The following is a 25,329-nucleotide window of genomic DNA, read 5'->3' as shown; positions in this document are numbered from 1 at the left end:
ATGCTTGCTCTTGTTTTTGCAACGGCTATGGCAATTCGAGCATTCTCTTCTGCCTTTGTTTCAATGATTGCTTCAAGCTCAGCAGCCCTTGCAGAAAGTTTTTCCCCTGCTTTGCTTCCCGGATACTGCTACCATATTTATAAATTTCATCGAGCAGACATGGGTCTGAGGTAATGACCGCCGAGCTGGGGCATTCAGTTATTCCAGCAAGTTTGTCACTGCAGAAACTCTGCCCCTTCGAATACCCGACCTTGGCACTGCGTCTTTGTATTGGGGCTCCGCAATATCCACAGTACATGAGACCAGACCATATGTTGTAATACTGGGTGTCACGACGCTTAGCGACACGACGTGTGGCTATCGAAGCGTGTGCCTTATTCCACAGTTCATCTGACACGATTCTCGGGTAGTAGTCCGGTACTACAATTCCAGTAGATAGACCTTTCCAGTGATACGATTGTGCTTCATGATTGCGCAGACGATGTTCGTGCTCACCCAACACAGCACGGTTACGCAACAGCTGGCCGGGCATACGCCCATGCCAGTGGTCGGGTCTTACTTTCGTCTCTCTGGTGGGTATTGGCCACTTGTCTTCGTTAGCACGTTTAGCAATCATCTTTGAGCCATATCCTATGGCGGACAGCTCGAAGACCTTACGGACGCTCTCAGCCTTCACTTCGTCAACTTGCCATGGCTGGTCCTGCGCTTCGCGATAGAGCCACCACGGAGCGGTACCGAAGGCCCCCTTCTTTGACTTCTTACGGGCGTCCTCAAAAGTGTCCCGTAGTCGCTTGGACTTCTGCTTTGATTCCTCGTGACCTCTATATAAAAGCACCATGGACATCATGAAACTACCCGGGTCCTTCAAGGCCTCCTTAGTCCATGTTTTGTTGTCCGTGAGGGTCACGATAGTGAGCCCATTATTTACAAGAGAGAACAATAGCTCGTAGGCATCCGGAAGAGACATGCGGGTGAGCCGGTCGAACGCTTCAATGAGCAGTATGGTGCCGGGCTCTATGTCACCGTTAAGTAGCATGACTTGAAGAACCCCCAGTGCGCCTCTCTTGGAGTTAGCTCCGCTGTACCCAGAGACACCGAGGTCTTCAAGGTTTAGCTCTGTGTCCAGCACCATATCGTTCTGTTTGCACCACCTAAGCGCCATTTCTGTCTGACGACGATATGAGTCACCAGCGGCTTGTTTTGCTGAAGAAAATCGAGTGTATGAAATTACGCGAGGCATTGAGTGAGCTGTTTAGTTGGAGGGGAACTCTTACGTAGTTTAGCTGCTATCCTTCCGAAAAGCTAAATGTAAGTTAGTGAACACAAGCCTCGGTCAACGTGCCGCGAAACACTTCTTCCACCGCCGTGACATGGTTTTGGGCGGTGAGAAAAATCACCACAAAGACTTCAATATCACGCTGCCCGATGGCCAGCCTAAGGTAATCACGCACCGCCTGCGGGCTGGATAGCGCATCGTTCAGTTTCAGTTGTTCCGACAGCGCCCGCCGCGCCAGCTCCTTGGTCGCCATCAACTGGGCATATTTGGCCGCGCCCAGTCCCGGACGCGCCTCGAATTCGGCCAACGTTGAGGACAGCAAACGCGAGAGCGAGCCAAAATCGGCCAGCAGGCTACGCGCCATCTCCACGGCACTGATGCCCTTCATGCCGGTGCGCAAGAAAATGGCCAACAGTTCGGCGTCGGACAGCCGCTCCGGCCCATGGGCCAGCAACCTTTCGCGCGGGCGTTCGTGTTCCGGCCAATCACTGATCGACATGGCGTTAACGTCCTGTTTTGTCTATAGCACTGAATTGAGAAGGTACCGACGCAGGATAACAAACCGCTCATGCCTTGGTAATAAGTCGCGGCGTTCACCAATACGAGCGGATAGTCCGGCAAAAATCCGGTAAACTTTTGCGCTTCCCTTATCTGCATCAAGAGAATTTCATGACAGCCAGACGGATACTGCTGGGCGTCACCGGCGGCGTCGCCGCCTACAAGGCAGCAGAACTGACGCGCCAGCTGGTCAAGGCCGGACACAGCGTGGAAGTGGTGATGACCGAAGCGGCGACGCGCTTTGTCACGCTTAGCCACCTTTCAGGCACTGTCCGGTCACGCGGTCTATACCGATCTGTGGGACCCGCGCCCGCATAACGCCATGGCACATATTGAATTGTCGCGCCGGGCCGAAGCGTTCCTGATTGCCCCGGCCACCGCGCACATGCTGTCCAAACTGGCGCATGGCGCTTGCGATGACCTGATCTCCACGCTGGCGGCCGCCCGTACCTGTCCGCTGATTGTGGCACCAGCAATGAACCGGCAGATGTGGGACAACCCGCCCAACCAGCGCAATATCGCCCAGCTCAAACAGGATGGCGTCACGGTGTTTGGCCCGGCCTCGGGGGCGCAAGCCTGCGGCGAAACTGGCGAAGGACGCATGCTGGAGCCGTACGAACTGTGCGAATTACTGGATGGTTTTTTTGCCGAAAAACTGTTGGCTTAAGCAAAAAGTGCTGCTCACCAGCTCCCCCACCTACGAGCCGATCGATACCGTCCGCGGCATTACCAATATCAGCTCGGGCAAGATGGGATACGCGCTGGCCCGCGCCTGTCGCGATGCCGGTGCCGAGGTGACGCTGGTCTCCGGGCCAACCGCCCTGCCGGTGCCCGCCGGGCTGCATTGCATCGATGTGCAAAGCGCCCGGACATGCAGGCGGCGGTACTGCGCGAGGTGGGCCAGAGCGATATTTTCATTGCCGTGGCCGCCGTGGCGGACTACCGGGTAAAAAACCGCGCCGAGCATAAACTGAAAAAGACCGATGGGCTGCCTGTAATCGAACTGGAAGAAAACCCGGACATTCTGGCGACGGTTGCCAGCCTGCCTGCCGCGCCATTCTGCGTGGGGTTCGCTGCCGAAAGCCGCAACTTGCTGGATTTTGCCGAAAGCAAGCGCAAGAAGAAAAAGCTGCCGATGCTGGTCGCCAACCTGGCCCAGCACGCCATGGGCGCCGATCACAACGAAGTGGTGCTGCTGGATGATGTTAAGCCAGCATCCGCTGCCGGACATGCCCAAGGCGCAAGTGGCGCAGGCCATTGTGCAGCATCTGGCCACGCTATTGGCTCGCCGCGCCTGATCGCGAGCCCGTCATTTATCTTTCAGGTTGGCCGAAACCTTTCGGCCAACCTTTTACATTACGCAGAAGGACCGCCATGAAACCCGTTATCGACGTCAAGATTCTGGACCTGCGACTCAAGGACAAGCTGCCGGATTATGCCACGCCGGGTTCGGCCGGATTGGACCTGCGCGCCGCCATCGACACCGACATCATGATCGCCCCGGGCGAAACCCAACTGGTGCCCACCGGCATTGCCATCCACATTGCCGATCCGTCCTTGGCCGCCATGATTCTGCCGCGCTCGGGCCTCGGCCATAAACACGGCATCGTACTGGGCAATCTGGTGGGATTGATCGATTCGGACTATCAGGGGCAACTGTTTGTCTCGGTCTGGAACCGTGGTCATGAAACCTTCCGCCCGGCGCCGCTGGAACGTATCGCCCAGATGGTGATCGTGCCGGTGGTACAAGTTGGCTTCAATATTGTTGAGGACTTTGCCAGCTCCGACCGCGGCGAAGGCGGCTTCGGCAGCACGGGCAAGCACTGATTCGTTTCCCCGCACAAAAAAGCCCGCCTAAGCGGGCTTTTTTCATGGCAGCAAGCTCTCATCAGACTTTGGCAGTACGCGTACGTTCGGCGCGCCCGCGCAGCCATTCCAGCGTCAACAGCAACACGATGGAGAACAGGATCAACACCGTGGCAGCGGCCGCAATGGCCGGGCTGATGTTTTCGCGGATACCGGCAAACATCTGGCGCGGCAGGGTGCGCTGATTCGGGCCCGCCATGAACAAGGTGACGACGACTTCGTCAAACGAGGTGGCAAAGGCAAACAACGCACCGGAAATCACGCCCGGTGCAATCAGCGGCAGCACCACACGACGGTAAGTCAACAGCGGGTAGGCACCCAGGGCTGGCACTGGCCTTGATCAGGCTGGGGTTGAAACCGCGCAGCGTGGCTGACACGGTGATCACCACAAACGGTACGCCCAGTGCCGTGTGCATCAGAATCAGCCCGATATAGGTATTGGCCAATCCCAGCGGAGCGAAGAACAGGTAAGCCCCCACCCCGACAATCACCACCGGCACGATCATCGGTGAAATCAGCACACTCATCAGCACCGATTTGCCGGGGAAGTTGGACGAGGTCAACCCCACCGCTGCCAGTGTCCCCAAGGCGGTAGCCAGCAAGGTGGATGCCGGGGCCACGATAAAGCTGTTCTTCACCGAGTTGTACCATTCCGGGTTGCCAAAGAATTCGGCATACCAGTGCAACGAGTACGACTTGATCGGATACAGCAGGAAGGTGTCGGCCGAGAACGACAGCGGAATGATCACCAACAGTGGCGACACCGGAAGATCAGGATCAGCACGCACGCCGCGCGAAACGTCCAGAACCAGATTTTTTCAATCGGGGAAGCGTAAGCAGGCAACATGATTTACCCCAGACTCAGACTATCGGAACCGACCAGGGCGGTTATACACAGCATACAGTGCCAACGTAGCCACCAGCAGCAACGACCCCAGTGCAGCGGCCATGCCCCAGTTGATGGTGACGTTGGTATAGAACGCCACGTAGTAACTCACCATCTGGTCTTGCGGGCTGCCGAGCAAGGGCGTGATGTAGTAGCCAATACTCATGATGAACACCAGCAAGGCTCCGGCGGCCACCCCGGCACGCGTTTGCGGGAAGTAAATCTTCCAGAACGCGGCAAACGGATGATCGCCCAGCGAGATGGCTGCCCGCACATAAGAAGGAGGAATGCTCTTCATCACGCTATAGGTGGGCAAGATCACAAAAGGCAACAGGATGTGCACCATGGCGATATACACGCCCACACGGTTGAAGGCCAACTGCAAGGGGTGGTCGGTAATACCCAGCGCCATCAGGCCGCTATTGACCAGACCTTCGGACTGCAACAGTACGATCCAGGCCGCCACCCGTACCAGCACCGAGGTCCAGAACGGCAGCAATACCAGAATCATCAGCAAGTTGCTCTTGCGCGCTTAAGCAGGTTGGCCAGCCAGTAGGCAATCGGATAGCCCAGCAAAATGGCAAAGGCGGTAATCCAGAAGCTCATCCACAAGGTACGGCCAAAGATGCTGAGAAAGGCACGTTCATCTTCCGGGGCCAGTTGTGGCAAGCCCGACTTGGTCTCGCGCAAATCGAGCGAGTTATAGATGTAGTACGGCGTCCGGGGTTTGGCGTTCTGGGCAACCACATGCCAATGATCCGGATCACCCCAGCGGTCATCGATCTGAATGAAGCGGTCGCGATAGGTTTCCCCCGGCTCCAGCGTCAGCGGCATCTTGCGCGCTGTTTTCATGATCAGGGAGCGGAAACCGCCGATATCCATGTTCAGCCGCTTGGCCACATTGAAGACCGTCTTGTCTTCTTTGGCCTGTGCCAGATCCTTGGCCATGGCAACAAACACGGCCTCGGGCGGCAAGGCCCGCTTGTCCCAAGAGGCGATCTGGCGCGACACATTGGGCAGCGCCGTGACAATTTCAGGGTTGTCCACGCTGCGATACAGCAGCATGGCAATAGGGATGATGAACGTCAGCAGCAGAAAAATGGCTAACGGCGCCACCAGCGACATCGCCTTGAACTGCTTCAGGCGCCGCTCCTTGGCCAGTTTGATCTTGAGCGGCACGCCATCGGCGGCCGTCAGCAGGGCAGGTGTGGTAAGAGTCTCGGACATGGCAGCAAGTCACACTGTGTCCAGCCGCATGGTCAGGCCGGATGGTGATGAATACAATCGGGGGAGAGTCCCCGAAGCGGGCACCCCGGCCGGGCCACCATCCCCACATACGGGGCATGGCCCGGCTTAAGCAACACCGGGTTAGCGAGCAGCCCAGGCGTTGAAACGCTCTTCCAGCTCTTCGCCGTGGTCAACCCAGAACGATACGTTCATGGCCAGCGCACCCTTCAGGTTGGCCGGAGCGGTCGGCAGGTTAGCAGCATCCTTGGTTAAGCAGCAGCTTCACGGCTTTCAGGTTGGTCGGACCGTAAGCGATCTTGGTGGAATAGACCTTCTGGTTTTCCGGCTTGCTGGCAAAGTTGATGAACTGCATCGCCTCAGCCACCTTGGCGCCCTTAGGAATGGCCCAGGAATCCACGTCGTAGATGCTGCCGTTCCACACCACTTTCAGATGCTTGCCTTCCTTCTGGGCGCTGTCGATACGGCCGTTATAGGCCGAGCTCATCACCACGTCACCAGAGGCCGGGAATTGCGGCGGCTGTGCACCGGCTTCCCACCACTGGATGTACGGTTTCAGTTGGGTCAGCTTCTTGAAGGCGCGTTCCACACCAGCCTTGGTGCCCAGTACCTTGTAGACGTCGGCCGGTTTCACACCGTCAGCCATCAGGGCAAATTCCGTGGTGTACTTGGCACCCTTGCGCAGGCCGCGCTTGCCCGGGAATTTTTTCACGTCCCAGAAATCGGCCCAAGAGGTCGGAGCCACTTTGAGCTTGTCGGCGTTGTAGGCAATGGCCGTCGACCAGACAAAGATACCGACGCCACATTCCGATGCCTTGGCCGGTGCAACAAAGTCGGCCTTGTTGCCAACCTTGGCCCAGTTGATCTTTTCGAACAGACCTTCTTCACAGCCACGCAACAGTTCCGGCGATTCGACTTCGACCACATCCCGGTCGGATGGCCGGTTTGCACCATGGCTTTCACTTTGGCCATTTCACCGTTGTAATCGGTTCCCTTGACCGCAATACCGGTGGCTTTCTGGAACGGCTGGTAATAAGCCGCCACTTGCGCCTGTTTGTTGGCGCCCCCAAACGACACGACGGTAACGTCTTTGGCAGCCAAAGCCAAGGCATGGCAAAAGCGGCAGTTACCGCCAAGGATACGGCGTACTGGATCTTGTTCATCAGTTTTTCTCCTCTGTGCTCTCTGCGGGTACTGCGTTGGGAAAGTTTTAATGAGACTGCGGGTCAAGCGCACGGATATCGCCAGACATCCAGCCAACGTTCAGGCTGTCGCCGACTTTCCAGCGGCCATCCAGTTCGCCCACTGGCACCTTGACCATAAAACCGGGCTGGTAAGCAATTTCGAGGCGCAGGCGAACGTGATCGCCAAAATAGATGAATTCGGCCAACTTGCCGGTCAGACGGTTGTCGCAGGACTCGGCGGCACCGTTCAGACGGATCCGCTCCGGACGGATGGACATGGAAGTCGTCTCGCCCGGACGGCTGACACACACCGGGCGTGCCTTGATCGCCGCGCCATCCGGCAAGCGCACCAGACAGGTACCGCCCGACACCTCCACCACTTCACCCTTCAGGGTGTTGTTCTCGCCGATGAAATTGGCCACAAACGAGTTGGAAGGCGATTCGTACAGGGTATCGGCCGCATCAATCTGCTGAATGATGCCGTCCTTGAACACCGCCACGCGGGTGGACATGGTCAGCGCCTCGCCCTGATCGTGGGTAACGTACACCACCGTGACCCCGAGGGTTTGATGGATATGCTTGATCTCCATCTGCATGTGTTCACGCAGTTGTTTATCCAGCGCGCCCAGCGGCTCATCCATCAGTACCAGCTTCGGTTCAAACACCAGCGCACGGGCCAAGGCCACACGCTGCTGCTGGCCACCGGACAGCTGGGCCGGATAGCGATGGCCCAAGTGGCCGAGCTGCACCATGTCCAGCGCTTTCTTGACCTTGTCAGCCACGTCGGATTTGGACAGCTTGCGAATGGTCAACGGGTAAGCCGGTTCTCGGCCACCGTCATGTGGGGAAACAGCGCGTAGTTCTGAAACACCATGCCGATGTTGCGCTTGTGCGGCGGCACCATGTTGAGCAACTGGCCGTCCAGACGAATCTCACCGTGGGTCGGGGTTTCAAAACCGGCCAGCATCATCAGGCAGGTGGTCTTGCCCGAACCGGAAGGCCCCAGCAGCGTCAGGAATTCACCTCGTTGAATGTCGAGGTCCGGTGTTTGACGATCAGACTTTCGCCGTCGTAACTCTTTTGCACACCACGAAAGCTGACCAGCACATCGTTGTTGGATTTCTCCGGTCCCATCAAGGCAACTCCTCTGCATTGTTCCGCCAAGCGGAATTTAGTTTTACTTTTACAGTCAGATTACTGAGCAACACCAGGCATGTAAAGAGTAAAAACTCTGATTATTTTTCTCACTCGAACCGGCCTGCCTATCGTTACGGAACACCTTAGCCATAACTGTGCCAGCTGGCCAAAGTCGTTTAAAAAATCGATCACCCGCAGTAAAAAGTCAAACAGAACAAGGTGCATCGCATTGCAACATTTACTTTGGATATCGCCACAACCTACTGAAAACGAGTAATAAATGCGCAAAAATGGCGTACGTCAGCACAATAAGCGAGCAATCCTGCACTGATTTACAGCAAAGAAATAATTGATGCGTTTAAGACATCAAACAATAAGGTGTGGCAATGGAACAACAAAAAAGCCAGCCCGAAAGGGCTGGCTTGACGGTTTTCCGCGTCAGGCAAGAGCTAACTCATCCGGCCAACAGATGGTTGTTGAGCTCGCGCATGCTTAAGCCGACAGCATCGCCGGGTCCAACGACTCGAAGGACTGCAACTCGGCAAACATCTGGTTGCAGATCTCCACATCATGTTGCCGGGTGGCAAGCCAGTTGGTGACGGCCGACGTCCCGGCCGAGCCATCCTGCAACACCAGACGCAGCAACTTGCGATGCAGGCGATACAGATCATCGCGCAAGGCCGAACGCGCCAGCGACTGCCAACGGTTATCACGCGGCAAGCGGGTGATGGCCTCACGCAGCCAGTCCAGCTGCAACTGATGTCCCAGCTGGTAATAGTGGCGAGCCACTTCATCCAGCGCCAATTCTCCACCTTCCGCAATTTCGATGATGTCCATCAGCGGTACGGCAAACTCCAGCCGCGCCAGCACCTGCGCCAGCTCTGCTTAAGCAAATTGGGCACTGCCAAACGTTGCTCCAGTGCGGCAACAGCCGGATAGTCGTCGGCATGGATCAGTGCCGGCAGGGTGGTCAACAGCACCTGAACCTTGGCGGCGTATTGCTCTATCACGCCATTGACCGAGCCAAATGGCCGCTTGTTGCGCAAGACCCAGCGCGTCACGCGTTCCACCAACGTGCGCACCATGCCCATCAGCTGCATCTGCAGATCGGCTGGAATCCCGGCGTCCAGCGCCTCGATCCGCTGCCATAATTGCTCGGCGTCAAACACCCGGCAGGCAATCCACCAAGCGCGTGCAATGTCCGCCGCCGAGAACGGCGACTCCTCTTGCAGGCGGAACACAAAAGTGGTGCCCATGCGGTTGATGATCTGGTTGGCCAGCTGATTGGCAATGATCTCGCGCTTGAGGTGATGCTGCGCCATCTGCTCGCGGAAACGCTGCTGCAGCGGGTGCGGGAAGTAATTCACCAGCACTGGCAGAAAATCCGCATCATCCGGCACATCCGTGTGCAAAATGGCCTGATCCAGCGAGATTTTGCTGTACGCCAACAGAACCGCCACTTCCGGCGTGGTCAACCCCTGCCGAGCCAGACGGCGTTCATTGATCTGGCTGTCCGAAGGCAGGAATTCCAGCTCGCGATTCAACTCACCGGTTTTTTCCATGTGCGCAATCAGGCGTGCATGCGACGACAGCATGTTGGCCGAATCCAGCCGCTTGCTCGCCAGCGTCTGGGTTTGCAGGTAATTGTTGCGCAATACCAGCTGCCCCACTTCATCCGTCATCTCGGCCAGCAGTTCATTGCGCTGCTTCAGCGTCATGTCGTAACTGCCTGCATCACCGCGCCCAGCAAGATCTTGATGTTGACCTCGTGATCGGAGCAATCGACGCTTAGCCGAATTATCAATCGCATCGGAACAGATCAGCCCGCCCTTGAGGGCAAACTCGATACGACCTTTCTGCGTGCAGCCCAGGGTTGCCGCCCTCGCCCACCACCTTGACGCGCAACTCGTTGCCGTTGACGCGCAGGCCGTCGTTGGCGCGGTCACGGGCATCGGCATGGCTTTCGGTGGAAGCCTTGACGTAAGTGCCAATGCCACCGTTGTAGAGGAGGTCGGCTTCGGCCTTGAGCAAGTTGTTGATCAGCTCCAGCGGCGCCATGCTGTCCTTGTCGGTATTCAGCCAGGCCTTGACCTCGGCCGACAGCGGAATCGACTTGGCCGAACGCTCAAAGATACCGCCCCCGGCAGAGATGCACTCCCGGTTGTAATCCGCCCAACTGGAACGCGGCAGCTGGAACAGGCGGCACCGTTCGGCATAGCTAATGGCCGCATCCGGGTTGGGATCGATAAAGATGTGCTGGTGATTGAAGGCGGCCTTCAGGCGGATGTGCTTCGACAGCAGCATGCCGTTGCCAAACACATCGCCTGCCATATCGCCAATACCGATCACGGTAAAGTCTTCGTTCTGGATATCTTTACCCAGATGGCGGAAATGGCGTTTCACCGCCTCCCGGGCACCGCGAGCGGTAATACCCATGCCCTTGTGGTCGTAACCCGCCGAGCCACCGGACGCAAACGCGTCACCCAGCCAGAAGTCGTAATCAGCGGAAACGCCGTTGGCGATGTCCGAGAAGGTCGCCGTGCCTTTGTCGGCAGCCACCACCAGATACGGATCATCCGCATCCAGACGACGCACGTGCGGCGGCGGCACCACCTGTCCGGCCACCAGGTTGTCGGTCAGATCCAATAGCCCGGAAATGAAAATCTTGTAGCAGGCAATGCCTTCGGCCATGAACGCCTCGCGCTCACTGGTTAACGGCAATTGCTTGCAGACAAAACCGCCCTTTGAGCCCATCGGCACGATGACCGAGTTCTTCACCATCTGCGCCTTGACCAGACCCAGCACTTCGGTGCGGAAATCTTCCATGCGGTCAGACCAGCGCAAACCGCCACGCGCCACCTTGGCGCCACGCAGATGCACACCTTCCACACGGGGGCTGTACACCCATATTTCAAACAGCGGCCGCGGTTGTGGCAGGAATGGAATCGCCGCCGACTCGAGCTTGAACGAAAGGTAAGGCTTGCTCTCGCATGCGGCGGTCTGTTGCCAGAAATTGCTGCGCCGGATCGCCAGAATGACGGCCAGGAAACCATTGAGGATACGGTCTTCGTCCAGATTGGCCACGTTATCCAGCCGCTCACGCAGTTCTGCCAGCAGGGTTTCGGCCAACGTGGCATCGGCGTCAAGCGGATGCAGCCGTGCCACAAACAACGCCACCAGCCAGACGCGTAATCTCCGGATAATTGGCCACGCATTGTTCGATGTAGCTCTGGCTAAAGGTCAGGCCAGCCTGACGCAGATACTTGGACCAGGCACGGATCAGCGAAATCTCGCGCCAGTTCATGCCCGCCAGCAACGCCAGCCGGTTAAAACCGTCATTCTCGCAACGCTTGGCAAAAACCTGTGTCAGCAGATCCCGGAAATTCTGCTGCACGTCATCACGGCCCATTTGCTCGAACGCAGCCCCCAGATCCAGACCAAAATCGCTGATCCACACCACCGAGCCATCGTCGCGCTCAACGCAATACGGATGCTCATCGCGCACCCGGACGCCCATGTTCTCCAGAATGGGCAGGCTGGCCGACAAATTCATCGGCTCGCGGTCATGAAACAGCTTCAGATTGAACGCCCGGGCACCATGCTGGAATGGGCGATACAGCTTCATCGTCAACGGAAGGTTGGCCGAAACCGCTTCCGGTGCTGAATATCCAGCAGCGCATTACGGGCAGCAAAATCATCCCGGTACGCCACCGGGAACGCCCCCTTGTAACGCTTGAACAAGGCGTTACCCACTTCTTCGCCATGCGCTTCCACCAGCAGCTGATGCAGTTCCTCCAGCCAGCCGCGCACCACACGGGCAATCTCCGCCTCAATCTCGCTGTCGCGGAAGGTGGGCAGCTTGGCCGACTGGGTGCGGATGATGTAATGCACCCGCGCCAACATGCCATCGCCGATCTGCACGCTGAACTCCGCCGCCGAACCATTGAAGGCATGTAGCAGCACCTGTTCGATCTTTAGGCGCACCTCGGTACTGAAGCTGTCACGTGGCACATACACCAGACAGCTGACGTAACGATGATAGCGATCGGTACGCACAAACAGGCGCACGCGTGGCCGCTCCTGCAAGCTGACAATGCCCTCGGCAATCGGTCCCAGCACCTCGGCCGGAATCTCAAACAACTCGTCACGCGGATAGCTTTCCAGCACAAAGCTCAAGGTTTTGGCTTTGTAGCTATCGTCGACAAAATCACAGTTGTGGATCACCGACATCACCTTGTTGCGCAGGATGGGGATGTCTTTGGGCGACGCATGGTAAGTGCGCGCGGTGTAAAGGCCAAGATAGCGCCGCTCCCCGATCACTTCACCCTTGTCATTGAGGCGTTTGATGCCGACAAAATCGATATAGGCTGAACGGTGAATCGTCGAGCGTGTCTGCGACTTGTTGAGGATGATCAGCTGCGGCTGGTGCGCCAGTTCACGCAAGGATTGGGGTAACTGTTCAAAACTGGTGGAATACTCCTTGTCGCCCTGATGCCGCAGGATACCCAGCCCCGAATCCTTGACGATGCGCAGGCTGTCCTTGCCCTCGCGCTCAACCAGATCGTAATCACAGTAGCCCATGAACAAGAAATGGTTGTCGGCCATCCAGTGCAAGAAGGCCACCGCCTCGCGCGCCTCATCTGCCCGCGCCCCCTTGAGCTTGGCCAGATCCTTGCTGATCACCACCAGTTGCTCACGCATGCGCGGCTCGTCGCTCACCACCAGACGAATATCCGCGATGATGCGATTGAGCTCAGCTTCCAGCGTGTGCAGCATGGCCGCATCACTGACACGGTCAATCTGCACATGGATGAAGGACTCCAGCGGCAGATGACGGTCTTCCGTGCGCTTCACGCTGAGTAATTCACCCTGCTCGTTACGCGCCACCGACAACACCGGATGCACCAGCAGATGCAGGTTGATGTTATGGCGGGACAGCAGCATGGCGATGGAATCAATCAGGAACGGCATGTCATCGGCGACAATCTCAATCACCGAATGCGTGCTTTGCCAGCCATCACGCTCAAAGTCCGGGTTATAAATTCGCGCTTTCTGCACACCGGGCAGGCGCTTGCGGGCAAATTCAAAATGCGCCATCGCGGCGCCAAACAGGTCCAGCGAGGAAAAACGTCGTAAATCGGCATGCTCGGTTTCCTCGAAATAAATCGGGAAGAACGCGGCAAGTTGGTGTGTCTCCTGAGGGGAAAGCTTGTTCTCGGCTATTGCCTGAATATCCGTGATCAGGCTAGCGAGTTCGGTCTTATTTGTAAGCGACATGAGGCTTCTCTTGTTGGTCAGCACGAAGTGCGTGGGCGCATTGTAGTAACCCACCCCCTGAGCAGCATTTCCGGAATGCGACGTCGAGTTACAGAATCCCGGATGCGGTGGTTCGCCCTGCCTGACAGTGAACCTCCGCGTTTCTTCTTTTTAGCCGCAGAGTCACGTGGTCGCTAACGATAAATCAGGCGGAAATAACGCTAGTCTTTCATCCCGCGCCACACCGGTCATCGGCAACAGCCCCCGAAACCGGATTAGATGTTGTCTTGGCCTTGAATCATCGTACAATGCAGCGCGAGGAAAACTTGCCTCGTCCCACAATACACGGAATACCGCGCCACTTCTTCTCACCATGGTTCAGCCGATGCATGTTGCCAAGCCGTTACGCTACGGTTTTCTTCTGTTGCCACAGAGTTCCATGGCCGACTTTGCCATTGCAACCGAGATACTGACGCGCGCCAATCAGTTGGCCGAAAAAAAGCTGTATGAGTTTCTGCCGCTGTCGCTGGATGGTCAGCCGGTACGGCTAAGTAACGGCTTGCGGCAGCCGGTAGATTTACCGCTGGGGTACGCGCCCAAGCTGGATGGGCTGTTCATTCTGTCTGACGATATTGGCGCCGAAGTGAGCGTGGAGGAATTGTCGCGCGGCATTCTCAGCAACCATCTGGATAGCCAGCTCATCGTCGGGCTAGGCTGTGGCAGCTACTGGATGGCGCGGGCGGGATTGCTGGGTGGCCAGCGAACAACCATCCACTGGCGGGAAATGGCGCGGCTATCCGAAGAGTTCCCGGACATCATCGTTTCGGCCAACCTGTACGAAAATCAGGGCAATCGCATGAGCTGTGCCGGTGGTGCCGCCACACTTGATTTCATGCTGGCACTCGTTTCCACCCAGCACAGCCACGAGTTCGCCGCCCGGCTGTCCGAATTGTTCAGTCTGGAACGGCTGCGTCCCAGCCACGAACGCCAGCGCATACCATTGGCCACCCGCATTGGCGGCAGCCAGCCCAAACTCACCGAGGCGGTGAGCCTGATGGAAGCCAATATCGAAGAGCCGCTCAGCACCGACGATATCGCCTATTACGTCGGTGTCTCACGCCGTCAGCTGGAACGGCTGTTCAAGCAGTATCTCAATACCGTGCCGTCCAAGTACTATCTGGAACTACGCTTGAATCAGGCACGCCAGCTATTGCAGCAGACCAGCAAATCCATCGTTCAGATCGGTCTGGCTTGCGGCTTTTCCAGCGGCCCGCACTTTTCCAGCACCTATCGTAATTATTTTGGCATCACACCACGCGAAGAACGCGCCCAGCGCAGTCAGCCGATTAACTAACCCGCTGCCGCTCAGGACGGATGACGCCGCTCCACATTCAGCGACAAGGGCAATTCAATACGGAAACAGGCACCGCTCGCCAGAATATTCTCGGCACTGATCAGGCCGCCATACTGCTCGACGATGGTCTGGCAAATGGACAAGCCCAGCCCCATTCCGTGTTCTTTGGTCGAAAAGAACGGATGGAACAGCACTTCCAGAATCTCAGGCGTAATGCCGCGACCGGTATCACGCACCTCAAGAATCGCTTTGCCACCCTCGCGACGAGTATGCACGATGATATGCCGCTTCATGCTCGGCTCATCGGCTAGCGCGTCCATAGCATTGGATAACAGATTCAACAACACCTGTTCCAGCTGGATACTGTCAGCCATCACCGGAACAGAATAGGTATACAGCAACTGCACCACCTCAATGCCCCGTGCCTTGAAATCATACTCGGCAAGAAACATGCAGTTCCCAACCACCGGTTCAGGTCAACCAGACGCGTCTCCATGGCGCGCTTACTCACCAGCGCCCGCAATCGTTTGATGATCTCACCGGCACGGTTCGCCTGAGCCACGGCCAACCGTAATGCCGACTCCACTTGCGGCACTGGTTCTTCCACCATCTCCATCAATTGCAACGACGCCTGACAATAATTGGAAATCGCGGTCAACGGCTGATTCAGCTCATGGGCAATGCCGGAGGCCATCTCGCCCATGGTATGCAACCGCGCCACATGCGACAGCTTTTCCAAATGCTCCTTCACGCGCAGCTCACTCGCCGCCAGCGCCTCGGCCGCGCGCTGGCGAATCGGCCCCATATCACGCAACGCACACACCACACCGGTCAGTTGCCCATCGCGGGAAAACAACGGAGCGACAGCCCCTTCCACCAGACGGACCTGCCCTTTCGCTGAGGCCAGTTGCATCCGGTCCGGAAACTCCACACTCCGCCCGGTATGGAAACACTCGCTGATCGGATCTTCGGCCAACTCTGCCGCCAGCTCATTCAACAGGCGGAACACATCCTGATAAGCGCGCCCAACCACGTCGCTGGTTAAGCAGCCCCACCAAGGCCAGCGCCATCGGGTTGATCATTTCGATGGTCTGGTCCTGCCGCAACGTAATCACACCATCATGAATCGCATTAAGCGTCACGGCGGCACGTTCACTCTGGAAGAAGATGGCCTCATCCGCTTGCTGCTGGGCAACCTTCAACGCCTGCCGCTGCAAGTAACTCCACCAGGGCACTGACAAACAGCACCAGAATCGCGATATTGACCAACAGCAGGCTCAGAATATGCAAATCTGCCGTTCTGACCTCTTTGGCCACCCCCAGCAGGAACGGTTGGGCTTCGCCGCCAACCGGCAACTCCATTTCCAGTCGGAACAACACCGGCCACCAATCAGCATGACTGGCATGATGGTGCGACGCATAGAACGGCTGACGACCGGCATGGTTCTGCCGCAGCTTCAGATAAAAATCCGGGTCAGAACCCGGAAGCTTCATCAACTTCTCACAATAAATCAGCAAGGCCGCCATCCCCGCCAGTTCGCGCCCGGCCGCTCCAGCACGAACCTCACCCGCGTGGCCAAGATAGAGAGGCTTCACCAACATATACGCTTTCCCCCCCTCATATAATTCAAAGGGAGGCGTGGATGTTTTTCTGCCAGTTAACAGCGCTTGCCGAATAGGTGCCGAGAAATGTCTTTCATTCAACACATCAAAACCATACACCGGGTTGGCCGAAGGTAAGTCCGGCTCCATCATGGTCACTACCAGATACTGCTCACGATTATCCGGCGATGGTTGCCAGCTGCGTCGGCCATCAAGATCATAGTCGCGAATAAAAAAGAAGCCCCCAATCGGGCCGTCATGGCTTTCAAAAAAGCTTACCGCGACTGACGTGTCACATGCTGGAAAAACTCGACGGTATAAAGCTGAGGATAATGGGCAATCATCTGGCGCGAAAACGTGCGCAATGCGCCCAAATTCAGATCAGGACGTGAGCTCTGAAAAGCATCAATCGCGGACAAGACCGACTCATTCTGATCGAGCTTGCGCGCCACCATCCCATGCGCCAGCCGTGCCGAGCGCTCAAACTCGCCCTGCAGTCGGCGATATTCCAAGACGCCCCATATCGCACTGGCCAATACAGCCGCGGATAGCCAAGCAAGCAGAAAGATATGACTCTTCTTACGCAACGGAGCAATCAAAACCTGTTACCTATTAGATAAATGGCACTAGCTGACGTAGGTTAAACATGGAGATTAAAGCCAGAACCGCCATTGTGGTCAGCTTCCCGGCATGAGGCAAGCGGACGAGCCACTGAGGGGGAAGAGGCAAGGCCACTGACATGGGCCATCCGGAGCGTTTAACCGGTATCAAGACGCCCCGCCCCGGAGGGGCGTGGGGCAAAGTCGCAGGTTTCGGAGCGTGAAAGCAAGAAGCCCAGCTGATTGAGCTGGGCTTCGTAAGGGGAGTCTGGCGGTGTCCTACTTTCACATGGCGAATGCCACACTATCATCGGCGCTAAGGCGTTTCACGGTCCTGTTCGGGATGGGAAGGCGTGGGACCACCTCGCTATGGCCACCAGACATAAGCTGTCAACAAACTGCAAGAAGCCTTGGGTTGATCTCTCAACCCTGAATTAACTTATGATTTCGGTAATTGATTGCACGTCGCACATTTACAGCCAGCTCGGTTTCCCAAGCCACTCAAATGATAGGATCAAGCCTCACGAGCAATTAGTATCGGTTAGCTTCACGCCTCACAGCGCTTCCACACCCGACCTATCAACGTCCCGGTCTCGAACGACTCTTCAGGAGGGTCAAGCCCTCAGGGAAGTCTCATCTTCAGGCGAGTTTCCCGCTTAGATGCTTTCAGCGGTTATCTCTTCCGAACTTAGCTACCCGGCAATGCCACTGGCGTGACAACCGGTACACCAGAGGTTCGTCCACTCCGGTCCTCTCGTACTAGGAGCAGCCCCCGTCAAACTTCCAACGCCCACTGCAGATAGGGACCAAACTGTCTCACGACGTTTTGAACCCAGCTCACGTACCACTTTAAATGGCGAACAGCCATACCCTTGGGACCGGCTACAGCCCCGGGATGTGATGAGCCGACATCGAGGTGCCAAACTCCGCCGTCGATGTGAACTCTTGGGCGGAATCAGCCTGTTATCCCCGGAGTACCTTTTATCCGTTGAGCGATGGCCCTTCCATTCAGAACCACCGGATCACTATGTCCTGCTTTCGCACCTGCTCGACTTGTCGGTCTCGCAGTTAAGCTACCTTTTGCCATTGCACTATCAGCACGATTTCCGACCGTACCTAGGTAACCTTCGAACTCCTCCGTTACACTTTGGGAGGAGACCGCCCCAGTCAAACTGCCTACCATGCACTGTCCCCGATCCGGATAACGGACCAAAGTTAGAACCTCAAAGGGGTCAGGGTGGTATTTCAAGGTTGGCTCCACCAGAACTAGCGTCCCGGCTTCTAAGCCTCCCACCTATCCTACACAAACCACTTCAAAGTCCAATGCAAAGCTACAGTAAAGGTTCACGGGGTCTTTCCGTCTAGCAGCGGGTAGATTGCATCTTCACAAACACTTCAACTTCGCTGAGTCTCAGGAGGAGACAGTGTGGCCATCGTTACGCCATTCGTGCGGGTCGGAACTTACCCGACAAGGAATTTCGCTACCTTAGGACCGTTATAGTTACGGCCGCCGTTTACCGGGGCTTCGATCAAGAGCTTGCACCCCATCACTTAACCTTCCGGCACCGGGCAGGCGTCACACCCTATACGTCCACTTTCGTGTTGGCAGAGTGCTGTGTTTTTGTTAAACAGTCGCAGCCACCGATTCTCTGCGACCTGTCGTAGCTTCAACCGCAAGGGTTTACACCACAACAGGCATACCTTCTCCCGAAGTTACGGTATCAATTTGCCGAGTTCCTTCTCCTGAGTTCTCTCAAGCGCCTTAGAATTTTCATCCTGCCCACCTGTGTCGGTTTGCGGTACGGTTCTCGTATAGCTGAAGCTTAGTGGCTTTTCCCGGAAGCGTGGTATCAGTCACTTCAGATCCGTAGATCCTCGTTATCACGTCTCGGCCTTAAGGAGAGGCGGATTTGCCTACCTCTCCAGCCTACCGGCTTGAACCAGGGCATCCAACACCGGCTGACCTAACCTTCTCCGTCCCCACATCGCACTATACGAAAGTACGGGAATTTTAACCCGTTTCCCATCGACTACGCTTTTCAGCCTCGCCTTAGGGGCCGACTCACCCTACGCCGATGAACGTTGCGTAGGAAACCTTGGGCTTTCGGCGAGCGGGCTTTTCACCCGCTTTATCGCTACTCATGTCAGCATTCGCACTTCTGATATCTCCAGCATGCCTTACGACACACCTTCACAGACCTACAGAACGCTCCCCTACCACGCACAGTAAACTGTGCATCCGCAGCTTCGGTTATAAGCTTGAGCCCCGTTACATCTTCCGCGCAGGACGACTCGACCAGTGAGCTATTACGCTTTCTTTAAATGATGGCTGCTTCTAAGCCAACATCCCGGCTGTCTAGGCCTTCCCACCTCGTTTACCACTTAGCTTATCATTTGGGACCTTAGCTGGCGGTCTGGGTTGTTTCCCTCTTGACGATGGACGTTAGCACCCACCGTCTGTCTCCCATGCTTGCACTTTCCGGTATTCAGAGTTTGCCATGGTTTGGTAAATCGCAATGACCCCCTAGCCATAACAGTGCTTTACCCCCGGAAGTGATACATGAGGCACTACCTAAATAGTTTTCGGGGAGAACCAGCTATCTCCGAGTTTGTTTAGCCTTTCACCCCTATCCACAGCTCATCCCCTAATTTTGCAACATTAGTGGGTTCGGACCTCCAGTGCGTGTTACCGCACCTTCATCCCGGCCATGGATAGATCACTCGGTTTCGGGTCTACACCCAGCGACTAAGACGCCCTATTCGGACTCGGTTTCCCTACGCCTCCCCTATTCGGTTAAGCTTGCCACTGAATGTAAGTCGCTGACCCATTATACAAAAGGTACGCAGTCACCCCTTGCGAGGCTCCCACTGTTTGTATGCATCCGGTTTCAGGTTCTATTTCACTCCCCTCCCGGGGTTCTTTTCGCCTTTCCCTCACGGTACTGGTTCACTATCGGTCGATCACGAGTATTTAGCCTTGGAGGATGGTCCCCCCATCTTCGGACAGGATTTCGCGTGTCCCGCCTTACTTTTCGTACACTTAGTTCTTGCCATGGCTTTTCGTCTACGGGACTATCACCCACTACGGTGGCACTTTCCAGAGCCTTCGACTAAGCCAAGTCATAAAGAGTACAGGCTGTTCCGCGTTCGCTCGCCACTACTGACGGAATCTCGGTTGATTTCTTTTCCTCGAGTTACTTAGATGTTTCAGTTCACTCGGTTCGCTTCCACTGACCTATGTATTCAGTCAGGGATACCTATTGCTAGGTGGGTTTCCCCATTCGGATATCGCGGGATCAAAGCTCTATTGCCAGCTCCCCCGCGCTTTTCGCAGGCTTACACGTCCTTCATCGCCTGTGATCGCCAAGGCATCCACCAGATGCACTTAGTCGCTTGACCCTATCATTTCAGTAACCTGGTTACTTCCACAACAGGCTGTGTTTGTGCGACATGTCACACCGCCCCTTTTGATATGGCGACATGACATCGATACAATCAAATTACCCAAAGTCGACAAGCTTTCCAACGAAGACTTAACTCCGTTTTCCTTCTTGCCGTCTTGTTAATTCGGCTTCTTCAGTTTGTTAAAGATCGAGCGTACGACCTTGCGGTCTGTCAACGCAAACAAAAATTCACCGCCTCTCGACGATGCGCTTTTGTTTGGGCTGAGTGGTGGAGGATGACGGGATCGAACCGACGACCCCCTGCTTGCAAAGCAGGTGCTCTCCCAACTGAGCTAATCCCCCAACAGGTCAAATGGTGGGTCTGGTTGGACTCGAACCAACGACCCCCGCCTTATCAAGACGGTGCTCTAACCAGCTGAGCTACAAACCCAGTTGACGATGGCGTCTCGCCTTCCGGCTAAACTCCATGCCCTTAACTTCCAGAACAACCGATAGGTTGTGAGTACTCGGCTTCCGCCTTTCTCTAGAAAGGAGGTGATCCAGCCGCAGGTTCCCCTACGGCTACCTTGTTACGACTTCACCCCAGTCATGAAGCATACCGTGGTAACCGGACCCCCGAAGGTTATCCTAGCCACTTCTGGTATCCCCCACTCCCATGGTGTGACGGGCGGTGTGTACAAGACCCGGGAACGTATTCACCGCAGCATGCTGATCTGCGATTACTAGCGATTCCGACTTCACGCACTCGAGTTGCAGAGTGCGATCCGGACTACGATCGGTTTTCTGAGATTAGCTCCACCTCGCGGCTTGGCAACCCTCTGTACCGACCATTGTATGACGTGTGAAGCCCTGCTCATAAGGGCCATGAGGACTTGACGTCATCCCCACCTTCCTCCGGTTTGTCACCGGCAGTCTCATTAGAGTGCCCAACTTAATGATGGCAACTAATGACAAGGGTTGCGCTCGTTGCGGGACTTAACCCAACATCTCACGACACGAGCTGACGACAGCCATGCAGCACCTGTGTTACCGCTCCCTTTCGGGCACCCTCTAATCTCTCAGAGGTTCGGTACATGTCAAGAGCAGGTAAGGTTTTTCGCGTTGCATCGAATTAATCCACATCATCCACCGCTTGTGCGGGTCCCCGTCAATTCCTTTGAGTTTTAACCTTGCGGCCGTACTCCCAGGGCGGTCAATTTCACGCGTTAGCTACGCTACCAAGGATTCAAACCCCCAACAGCTAATTGACATCGTTTAGGGCGTGGACTACCGTGGTATCTAATCCTGTTTGCTCCCCACGCTTTCGTGCATGAGCGTCAGTATCATCCCGGGGGCTGCCTTCGCCATCGGTATTCCTCCACATCTCTACGCATTTCACTGCTACACGTGGAATTCTACCCCCCTCTGACGTACTCTAGTCGTGCAGTCTCCAATGCCGTTCCCGGGTTAAGCCCGGGGCTTTCACATCAGACTTGCACAACCGCCTGCGCACGCTTTACGCCCAGTAATTCCGATTAACGCTCGCACCCTACGTATTACCGCGGCTGCTGGCACGTAGTTAGCCGGTGCTTATTCTTCAGGTACTGTCATCCCCAAACGCTATTAACGCTCAGGATTTCCTCCCTGACAAAAGTCCTTTACAACCCGAAGGCCTTCTTCAGACACGCGGCATGGCTGGATCAGGGTTGCCCCCATTGTCCAAAATTCCCCACTGCTGCCTCCCGTAGGAGTCTGGGCCGTGTCTCAGTCCCAGTGTGGCGGATCATCCTCTCAGACCCGCTACGGATCGTCGCCTTGGTAAGCCTTTACCCCACCAACTAGCTAATCCGACGTCGGCCGCTCGAATAACGCGAGGCCCGAAGGTCCCCCGCTTTCCTCCTCAGAGCGTATGCGGTATTAGCACTCCTTTCGAAGCGTTATCCCCCATTACTCGGCACGTTCCGACGCATTACTCACCCGTTCGCCACTCGCCACCAGGAGCAAGCTCCCGTGCTGCCGTTCGACTTGCATGTGTAAAGCATGCCGCCAGCGTTCAATCTGAGCCAGGATCAAACTCTTCAGTTCAATCTCTTAGCAAATTTCTGGCACGCAAGATCAAAGAAATAAAACAAGTATTTCTGTCTCTTGCAGTGCAAGTGTTGGCTTCTACCAAGCACTCACACCTATCGGTTATTCTTTCTGTTAAAGATCGGTGCCAACCGCTTCGTTTCCGTTGCGTCGTCAGCTGAGGAGGCGAACTATACCCACCCCGGCCACACCCGTCAACACCTTTTGTGCCATTCCCTGACACTTTTCGCCCTAGCTCCATCCAAACCCACCGCAAGCCGCTGTTCCTGAACGCCTTATTACAGCCGGGTTTTTGCAGACTTTTCCTCTCGAGTCACCGCTCTGCTCGACGCGCAATCCTCGCCAACAGCTTCTGCTACCGCTTTAATGCCCTGCTAACCGTCTTACACGCCCGCAGAACAACAAAAAAGGTTGGCCGAAGCCAACCTTTTGTAACGAATAAACCGAATCGTTCAATCCTTACCCGTCGATCTGGGCTTGCGGGTACGACGACGTGAAGCTGGGGGCTGAGCATCAGCAGACCTTGCCACGGACCGCCCAGTTGCAGTGGGCTTGGACACAGGAGTCGGAGGGGCAGCATCTTTCTGAATTGCAACCGATGGGCGACGGCCGCCGCGACGACGGCGAGGTGCGTTCGTTTCCTCCTTAGCCGCAACCAATGCAGATTTATCCTTTGGCGTAGCGACAAGATCTTCCTTGACCAGCGCAAAATCAACCCGTGCGCTTTCCAAATCCGCCCGCATCACCTTGACCTTGAGTCGATCCCCCAAACGATACTGCACGCCGCTCTTCTCACCCACAATGGCTTGCAACTCTTTACGGAAATGGAAGTAGTCTTTACCCAGTTCCGAAATATGCACCAGCCCTTCCACGTAGATACCATCCAGCAAGACAAACACGCCAAAGCTGGTGACCGCGCTAATTTCACCAACGAAGACGTCTCCGATCTTGTCGCGCATGTAGTAGGTTTTCAGCCATGATTCAACATCACGACTAGCGTCATCGGCACGACGCTCAGTCATGGAGCAATGCACACCCAGCTGCGCCCACTTACCGGGCTTGTACTTCTGCCCAGCCAATACAGCCTTGATGGAGCGGTGCACCAGCAAATCAGGGTAACGGCGAATAGGCGAGGTGAAATGGGTATACGCATCATAGGCCAGACCAAAGTGCCCGTTGTTATCTGGCGTATACACCGCTTGCTGCATGGAGCGTAACAACATGGTTTGCAGTACCGGCACATCCGGCCGACCCTGAATCTGTTCGGCCAACTTGGCGTAATCCTTGGCCGTTGGCTTATCCTCGCCACCGAGCGACAGGCCCACCAGACGCAAATAGGCCCGCAGATTTTCCAGTTTTTCCGGGGTCGGACCTTCATGCACGCGATACAGACACTTGTGCTGATTTTTCAGCAAGAAATCAGCGGCACATACGTTAGCCGCCAACATGCACTCTTCGATCAGGCGATGGGCATCGTTGCGCACCACCGGCACGATAGTATTGATCTTGCCATTATCATCAAAAATCATCTGAGTCTCAGTGGACTCAAATTCAATCGCACCACGATTGCTACGTGACGTCAGCAATACCTTGAACAAGCTATACAGCGTCTGGATGTTCGGCAACAGTTCGTTATCACTACCGTGTTGCAGCCAGTCCCATACCCGGTTGTAGGTCAAACGGGCCTTGGAGCGCATTACAGCAGGGTAAAACTTGTAACGCTTCACCTCGCCTTTACCGGATATTTGCATGTCACACACCATGCACAAGCGCTCAACATCCGGATTGAGTGAGCAGATCCCGTTGGACAACGCTTCCGGCAACATGGGAATCACCCGACGCGGGAAATACACCGACGTGCCACGGTTCAGCGCCTCCTTGTCCAGCGCATCATTCGGCTGAACGTAATAGCTGACATCCGCAATGGCTACAACCAAACGAAAGCCCTTGCCCTGTTTCTCGGCAAAGACTGCATCATCAAAATCCCGCGCTGTTTCGCCATCGATCGTTACCAACGGTAAGTCGCGCAGATCAACCCGATCTTTAATATCTTTCTTGCGCACCTTCTTCGGTGTGGCCTTGGCTTGCGCGCTCACCTCATCAGGAAACTGATACGGTAGATCGTGTTTACGCAGCGCGATTTCGATCTCCATACCCGGGTCAGCGTAATTACCCAACACCTCAATCACCTGACCAATCGGCTGACGGTATTCTTCCGGCTGCACCAGAATCTCGACCATCACCACCTGACCATCCTGAGCAGCCCCCTGCGCGCCGGGCTCAATCAGGACATCATGATTGATGCGTCGATCTTCGGGAGTCACCCGCCAAACGCCACGTTCCAGATGAATGCGCCCGACCAGCTGCGTAACAGCCCGTTCCAGCACCTCGACAATCCGGCCCTCTTGGCGACCGCGACGATCGGTACCGGCAACACGCACCATGACAAGGTCACCATGCATGACCTTGCGCATTTCACGCTCAGGCAAAAAAACGTCTTCAGCGACCACTTCCTGCGGCACGGCAAAACCGTAGCCATCACGATGGCCCGACACCTTGCACTTGAGCAAATCCAGCTTCTGCGCCGCACACACCGCACCCTTGCGATTGATGATGACTTGGCCTTCTCGTTCCATGGCGCGTAACCGGCGCTCGAAGAACTGCAGCTCGTCCATATCGATGGACAGCATGCTTGCCAACTCATGCGGGAACAAGGGAACCCCCTGCTCCTCCAATATCTGCAAGACAAACTCTCGGCTAGGTAAGGGATTGCTGTATTTGACTTTTTCCCTTTCCAGATAAGGATCTTGCAGGCGGAGAGAGAGTTTTTTTGTTTTTTTTGCGGGTCGGCCATTGACTTCCTCTGAAAGCTGAATATAATTCGCATCTCGTTGC

At 55.9% G+C, this 25,329-nt stretch carries 25 protein-coding genes, 2 tRNA genes, 3 rRNA genes and 1 pseudogene; 5 read left to right on the top strand and 26 right to left on the bottom strand.

Annotated features, from left to right (window positions below):
- Positions 1–25: 25 nt before the first annotated feature.
- Positions 26–1,240 (bottom strand): recombinase family protein, encoded by a 1,215-nt coding sequence (locus GKE73_RS15410; RefSeq protein ID WP_230370641.1) that lies wholly within the window; start codon positions 1,238–1,240, stop codon positions 26–28.
- Positions 1,241–1,313: 73 nt separating this feature from the next.
- Entirely contained in the window at positions 1,314–1,775 is a 462-nt protein-coding gene (locus GKE73_RS15405; RefSeq protein WP_230370640.1) for a UPF0758 domain-containing protein, read from the bottom strand.
- Positions 1,776–1,945: 170 nt separating this feature from the next.
- Between GKE73_RS15405 and GKE73_RS26040 the strand changes: the two genes are divergently transcribed.
- The 4 genes and pseudogenes from GKE73_RS26040 to dut all read left to right on the top strand — a co-directional run bounded on the left by GKE73_RS26040 (position 1,946) and on the right by dut (position 3,661).
- A complete protein-coding gene (locus tag GKE73_RS26040) occupies positions 1,946–2,152 on the top strand; it encodes a flavoprotein (RefSeq protein ID WP_376767367.1) in 207 nt (68 codons plus the stop codon).
- Entirely contained in the window at positions 2,076–2,501 is a 426-nt protein-coding gene (locus tag GKE73_RS26035; RefSeq protein ID WP_512698904.1) for a flavoprotein, read from the top strand. The genes GKE73_RS26040 and GKE73_RS26035 overlap by 77 nt, the downstream gene beginning before the upstream one ends.
- Positions 2,470–3,212: pseudogene (locus tag GKE73_RS26030) on the top strand (phosphopantothenoylcysteine decarboxylase domain-containing protein). The gene GKE73_RS26035 and the pseudogene GKE73_RS26030 overlap by 32 nt, the downstream one beginning before the upstream one ends.
- Positions 3,209–3,661, top strand: coding sequence for a dUTP diphosphatase (dut, locus tag GKE73_RS15395; protein ID WP_230370639.1), 453 nt, complete (start codon positions 3,209–3,211; stop codon positions 3,659–3,661). The pseudogene GKE73_RS26030 and the gene dut overlap by 4 nt, the downstream one beginning before the upstream one ends.
- A gap of 61 nt (positions 3,662–3,722) precedes the next feature.
- Here dut and GKE73_RS15390 read toward each other — a convergent pair whose 3' ends face one another.
- The 13 genes from GKE73_RS15390 to GKE73_RS23910 form a co-directional block, all read right to left on the bottom strand.
- Positions 3,723–3,986: an ABC transporter permease gene (locus tag GKE73_RS15390; protein ID WP_230370638.1), complete on the bottom strand. Its 264-nt coding sequence runs from the start codon at positions 3,984–3,986 to the stop codon at positions 3,723–3,725.
- Positions 3,922–4,464 carry an ABC transporter permease gene (locus tag GKE73_RS15385; RefSeq protein WP_230370637.1) on the bottom strand — a complete coding sequence of 181 codons (543 nt, stop codon included), beginning with the start codon at positions 4,462–4,464 and terminating at the stop codon, positions 3,922–3,924. Before GKE73_RS15385 ends, GKE73_RS15390 begins: the two co-directional genes overlap by 65 nt.
- 102 nt (positions 4,465–4,566) lie before the next feature.
- Positions 4,567–5,097: an ABC transporter permease gene (locus GKE73_RS15380; protein ID WP_230370636.1), complete on the bottom strand. Its 531-nt coding sequence runs from the start codon at positions 5,095–5,097 to the stop codon at positions 4,567–4,569.
- A complete protein-coding gene (locus tag GKE73_RS15375; protein ID WP_230370635.1) occupies positions 5,097–5,813 on the bottom strand; it encodes a hypothetical protein in 717 nt (238 codons plus the stop codon). Before GKE73_RS15375 ends, GKE73_RS15380 begins: the two co-directional genes overlap by 1 nt.
- Positions 5,814–6,066: 253 nt before the next feature.
- Positions 6,067–6,756, bottom strand: coding sequence for an ABC transporter substrate-binding protein (locus GKE73_RS15370; protein WP_230370634.1), 690 nt, complete (start codon positions 6,754–6,756; stop codon positions 6,067–6,069).
- Between the two features lie 285 nt (positions 6,757–7,041).
- Positions 7,042–7,827: an ABC transporter ATP-binding protein gene (locus tag GKE73_RS23940; RefSeq protein WP_280954973.1), complete on the bottom strand. Its 786-nt coding sequence runs from the start codon at positions 7,825–7,827 to the stop codon at positions 7,042–7,044.
- On the bottom strand, positions 7,824–8,021 hold the full coding sequence (locus GKE73_RS23935; protein WP_280955226.1) for an ATP-binding cassette domain-containing protein: 198 nt from the start codon (positions 8,019–8,021) through the stop codon (positions 7,824–7,826). Before GKE73_RS23935 ends, GKE73_RS23940 begins: the two co-directional genes overlap by 4 nt.
- 5 nt (positions 8,022–8,026) lie before the next feature.
- Entirely contained in the window at positions 8,027–8,152 is a 126-nt protein-coding gene (locus GKE73_RS23930; protein ID WP_280955263.1) for a hypothetical protein, read from the bottom strand.
- Positions 8,153–8,644: 492 nt separating this feature from the next.
- Positions 8,645–9,022 carry an NAD-glutamate dehydrogenase domain-containing protein gene (locus GKE73_RS23925; RefSeq protein ID WP_312854481.1) on the bottom strand — a complete coding sequence of 126 codons (378 nt, stop codon included), beginning with the start codon at positions 9,020–9,022 and terminating at the stop codon, positions 8,645–8,647.
- Positions 8,989–9,999: an NAD-glutamate dehydrogenase domain-containing protein gene (locus GKE73_RS23920; RefSeq protein ID WP_376767440.1), complete on the bottom strand. Its 1,011-nt coding sequence runs from the start codon at positions 9,997–9,999 to the stop codon at positions 8,989–8,991. The genes GKE73_RS23925 and GKE73_RS23920 overlap by 34 nt, the downstream gene beginning before the upstream one ends.
- Positions 9,953–11,329, bottom strand: coding sequence for an NAD-glutamate dehydrogenase domain-containing protein (locus GKE73_RS23915; protein WP_312854480.1), 1,377 nt, complete (start codon positions 11,327–11,329; stop codon positions 9,953–9,955). Before GKE73_RS23915 ends, GKE73_RS23920 begins: the two co-directional genes overlap by 47 nt.
- Entirely contained in the window at positions 11,295–11,777 is a 483-nt protein-coding gene (locus GKE73_RS26025; RefSeq protein WP_376767439.1) for a hypothetical protein, read from the bottom strand. The genes GKE73_RS23915 and GKE73_RS26025 overlap by 35 nt, the downstream gene beginning before the upstream one ends.
- A gap of 2 nt (positions 11,778–11,779) precedes the next feature.
- Entirely contained in the window at positions 11,780–13,429 is a 1,650-nt protein-coding gene (locus GKE73_RS23910) for a hypothetical protein (RefSeq protein WP_376767365.1), read from the bottom strand.
- Between the two features lie 364 nt (positions 13,430–13,793).
- Between GKE73_RS23910 and GKE73_RS15350 the strand changes: the two genes are divergently transcribed.
- Complete coding sequence (locus tag GKE73_RS15350; RefSeq protein WP_230370633.1) at positions 13,794–14,762, top strand: GlxA family transcriptional regulator; 969 nt, start codon at positions 13,794–13,796, stop codon at positions 14,760–14,762.
- A gap of 11 nt (positions 14,763–14,773) precedes the next feature.
- Here GKE73_RS15350 and GKE73_RS15345 read toward each other — a convergent pair whose 3' ends face one another.
- The 11 genes from GKE73_RS15345 to rnr form a co-directional block, all read right to left on the bottom strand.
- A complete protein-coding gene (locus tag GKE73_RS15345) occupies positions 14,774–15,172 on the bottom strand; it encodes a sensor histidine kinase (RefSeq protein ID WP_230370632.1) in 399 nt (132 codons plus the stop codon).
- Complete coding sequence (locus GKE73_RS15340; protein WP_230370631.1) at positions 15,136–15,795, bottom strand: histidine kinase dimerization/phospho-acceptor domain-containing protein; 660 nt, start codon at positions 15,793–15,795, stop codon at positions 15,136–15,138. The genes GKE73_RS15345 and GKE73_RS15340 overlap by 37 nt, the downstream gene beginning before the upstream one ends.
- Complete coding sequence (locus GKE73_RS15335; protein ID WP_230370630.1) at positions 15,752–15,964, bottom strand: hypothetical protein; 213 nt, start codon at positions 15,962–15,964, stop codon at positions 15,752–15,754. Before GKE73_RS15335 ends, GKE73_RS15340 begins: the two co-directional genes overlap by 44 nt.
- A complete protein-coding gene (locus tag GKE73_RS15330) occupies positions 15,936–16,595 on the bottom strand; it encodes a CHASE domain-containing protein (RefSeq protein ID WP_312854580.1) in 660 nt (219 codons plus the stop codon). Before GKE73_RS15330 ends, GKE73_RS15335 begins: the two co-directional genes overlap by 29 nt.
- A 44-nt stretch (positions 16,596–16,639) precedes the next feature.
- Entirely contained in the window at positions 16,640–16,963 is a 324-nt protein-coding gene (locus tag GKE73_RS15325; RefSeq protein WP_230370629.1) for a hypothetical protein, read from the bottom strand.
- A gap of 266 nt (positions 16,964–17,229) precedes the next feature.
- Positions 17,230–17,344: ribosomal RNA gene (gene rrf / locus GKE73_RS15320) — 5S ribosomal RNA — on the bottom strand.
- Positions 17,345–17,473: 129 nt separating this feature from the next.
- Positions 17,474–20,362: ribosomal RNA gene (locus GKE73_RS15315) — 23S ribosomal RNA — on the bottom strand.
- Positions 20,363–20,633: 271 nt separating this feature from the next.
- Positions 20,634–20,709 (bottom strand) — tRNA-Ala (locus GKE73_RS15310).
- 11 nt (positions 20,710–20,720) lie between these two features.
- Positions 20,721–20,797, bottom strand: a tRNA-Ile gene (locus GKE73_RS15305).
- 97 nt (positions 20,798–20,894) lie between these two features.
- Positions 20,895–22,431, bottom strand: a 16S ribosomal RNA gene (locus tag GKE73_RS15300).
- Together the 16S, 23S and 5S rRNA genes with 2 tRNA genes alongside form the textbook arrangement of a ribosomal RNA operon.
- A 455-nt stretch (positions 22,432–22,886) precedes the next feature.
- Positions 22,887–25,310, bottom strand: a complete 2,424-nt coding sequence (gene rnr, locus GKE73_RS15295) for a ribonuclease R (protein ID WP_230371500.1) — start codon at positions 25,308–25,310, stop codon at positions 22,887–22,889.
- Positions 25,311–25,329: the final 19 nt, after the last annotated feature.

The sequence above is a fragment of the Paludibacterium denitrificans genome, assembly GCF_009707705.1.
In the GTDB taxonomy this organism is placed as follows: domain Bacteria; phylum Pseudomonadota; class Gammaproteobacteria; order Burkholderiales; family Chromobacteriaceae; genus Paludibacterium_A; species Paludibacterium_A denitrificans.
The sequence above is the reverse complement of the archived record's forward strand: the minus strand, read 5'-3'. Positions and strand labels throughout refer to the sequence as shown.

Coding starts and splice junctions, on each gene's coding strand:
- GKE73_RS26025 (WP_376767439.1), bottom strand. CDS start 11,777: ATGAAGCTGTATCGCCCATTCCAGCATGGTGCCCGGGCGTTCAATCTG.
- GKE73_RS15375 (WP_230370635.1), bottom strand. CDS start 5,813: ATGTCCGAGACTCTTACCACACCTGCCCTGCTGACGGCCGCCGATGGC.
- GKE73_RS15410 (WP_230370641.1), bottom strand. CDS start 1,240: ATGCCTCGCGTAATTTCATACACTCGATTTTCTTCAGCAAAACAAGCC.
- GKE73_RS15380 (WP_230370636.1), bottom strand. CDS start 5,097: ATGATTCTGGTATTGCTGCCGTTCTGGACCTCGGTGCTGGTACGGGTG.
- GKE73_RS26040 (WP_376767367.1), top strand. CDS start 1,946: ATGACAGCCAGACGGATACTGCTGGGCGTCACCGGCGGCGTCGCCGCC.
- GKE73_RS15350 (WP_230370633.1), top strand. CDS start 13,794: ATGCATGTTGCCAAGCCGTTACGCTACGGTTTTCTTCTGTTGCCACAG.
- dut (WP_230370639.1), top strand. CDS start 3,209: ATGAAACCCGTTATCGACGTCAAGATTCTGGACCTGCGACTCAAGGAC.
- GKE73_RS23910 (WP_376767365.1), bottom strand. CDS start 13,429: ATGTCGCTTACAAATAAGACCGAACTCGCTAGCCTGATCACGGATATT.
- GKE73_RS15405 (WP_230370640.1), bottom strand. CDS start 1,775: ATGTCGATCAGTGATTGGCCGGAACACGAACGCCCGCGCGAAAGGTTG.